Origin of the sequence: Microcoleus sp. B7-D4, assembly GCF_036705125.1 — a bacterium.
Taxonomy (GTDB): Bacteria; Cyanobacteriota; Cyanobacteriia; order Cyanobacteriales; family Microcoleaceae; genus Microcoleus.
Genome location: NZ_JAUBTT010000239.1, coordinates 1 through 2,036, shown reverse-complemented (window position 1 = coordinate 2,036; position 2,036 = coordinate 1). Strand labels below are relative to the sequence as shown.

The 2,036-nt window shown below is 39.3% G+C and carries 3 protein-coding genes and 1 pseudogene; all 4 read left to right on the top strand.

From position 1 onward, the window contains the following. Positions 1-396, top strand: a 396-nt coding sequence (locus tag QUB12_RS37120) for a GDP-mannose 4,6-dehydratase (protein ID WP_333311089.1), incomplete at its 5' end; no start/stop codon positions are given. After that, positions 362-1,237, top strand: a complete 876-nt coding sequence (locus QUB12_RS37115; RefSeq protein ID WP_333300934.1) for a hypothetical protein — start codon at positions 362-364, stop codon at positions 1,235-1,237. The genes QUB12_RS37120 and QUB12_RS37115, both read left to right, overlap by 35 nt. A gap of 164 nt (positions 1,238-1,401) precedes the next feature. Next, positions 1,402-1,812: a hypothetical protein gene (locus QUB12_RS37110; protein ID WP_333311087.1), complete on the top strand. Its 411-nt coding sequence runs from the start codon at positions 1,402-1,404 to the stop codon at positions 1,810-1,812. A 39-nt stretch (positions 1,813-1,851) separates the two neighbouring features. Beyond that, positions 1,852-2,036, top strand: a pseudogene (locus tag QUB12_RS37105) (hypothetical protein); the annotation flags it as partial.

Here is a 2,036-nt window from a genome sequence, read left to right as displayed (position 1 = left end):
TTGTTCGCGGCTTTGGGTAAACGAGATTCGATCGCGATTTTTGGCACGGATTACGAGACTCCTGACGGTACTTGCATCCGGGATTACATTCACGTTAACGATTTGGCATCTGCTCACATTTTGGGATTAGAATATTTGTTAAATGGTGGCAAATCTGATTTCTTTAATTTGGGCAATGGCGGCGGGTTTTCGGTGAAAGAGGTGATAGAAGCGGCTCGTCAAGTGACGGGAAAAGAGATTAAGGCTGTTGAGCGTGAACGGCGTCCGGGAGATCCGCCTTCTTTGGTTGGCAGCAGCAAAAAGGCGATCGAAACCTTGGGTTGGTCTCCCGAATATCCCGACATTAAGAACATTATCTCCCATGCTTGGCAGTGGCATCAAAAGCGTCACAGTTAGCATAAACTCAAATAAAACAAGTGCAAAAATTGAGTCAAAAATAATGTTAAACAGTTACAAAGATTTTTGTTTTTGCACCTTAGCTTTTGGGAAAAAGTATCGCGAATTAGCCAAACAACTAGCAGCAGACTTAGAAACTCATTCTCTAGGGACGATGCTAGTTGTTTGTACTGACTACCCAAATGACTTTCAGAAGTTGACGAATGTTTTCGCCTTTAAAAAAAGTCGCGAAGGTGTAGATTATTGTTATAATGATAAACGATTTGCACTAAAAAAAGCCTTAGAATTATGCCGAGTGACAATCTTTGTGGATGCAGATACAAGAATCATAGGAAAAGTGCCGGAGAGAGAATGGATGTCAGGAATTACTTGTAAAGAGTTTATTCCCATTCTAGAACATCCACCAAATCAATCATTGCCGGGGAGAAAAGAGGCAATTCATAAATTAGCCAAAAAGCTAGAAATACCATTGAAGAATGTAAGTTTTGTTCCAGAAAACTTGTTCGTAATTGCGAGAGACAATGGGAAAGAAATTCAGTTTATTCAAGAATGGGGAAAGATTGGAAGATTTTTTGAAGTGCAAAAAGTCAAAACAAAAGACGGTAATCCCATTGGGTTAGCAACTGCTAAAGTTGGGTGGAATATTCGTAATGATGGGTGGCAGGAACTCGCTCAAATTATGGAGCATTCTTTGGCTCATTGGGACTGGGAAAAAAATCAAGTAAGAACCTTTTGGGATAAAGTTTGGGCTAAATTGCAGTTTGAGCATTGGCAATATCTCTATCGGTTATTAAAAACACAGTTAATTGCCTTATTAAATTTCGATTTTTACTATCGTTAGAAAAAAAAGATAGAGGATTTATCACCATTTTAATTGGATTGTATTCATTTCAAGACTGCATACATTTTCTAGCTTCAGTCAGGAAGTTTCACCGCGAACCAATTATTATTTTAATAGATAGATCCCCGCGATTTTTATATCCATTACTTTTGGTGTTCGGAAATGTGAGATTGCATGCCGCACCGTCTCACAAAAATCCTGTTTTAGCATCGCGACAAGCTAAGCTGGCTTTGTATCAACAATCTCCTTTTGAGAAAACTATTTATCTGGACTGCGATATTTGTTTGCTATCGCCAATATATGAAGTTTTTGACTATCTTGATGAAGTAGATTTGCTGATAACAGAAGATGTGCAGCCTGCCATTGCTAAAGCGGCAAATTTATTAAGAGTCAAGCAGGATATTCTGTCAACTTTGCAGTCTGTCGGGTTGCCGCTAAATGAAAATAGCATTCAAGACAATGGCGGATTTATCGCTTTTACGAAAAGCAGTAAAACTCAGGAATTGTTCACCAACTTTAAGAAATATTTCGAGATGGTAGTGGCGCATCAAAATGTGCTAATAGTGAAAGACTAGGGCGCTTTTGCAGCGGCTGTGGAATCGGTGAAACCGAAAATGACAACTTTGTCCCCGGTTTACAACTACTTGGATAAGTGGAAAGATGTTTATACGATCGACAAACCGATTAAAGTAATGCACTGCACTTATCCTTACCGCCCTCAGTACGCGAAGAACGTGACGCGATCGCTCTTTACTAGAATAGTCGATCGCACGGCTCAAATATTTTTACCAAATCAACT

Excerpts from the sequence above, each read along its gene's own strand:
- QUB12_RS37115 (WP_333300934.1), top strand. The coding sequence starts at position 362 with ATGCTTGGCAGTGGCATCAAAAGCGTCACAGTTAGCATAAACTCAAAT.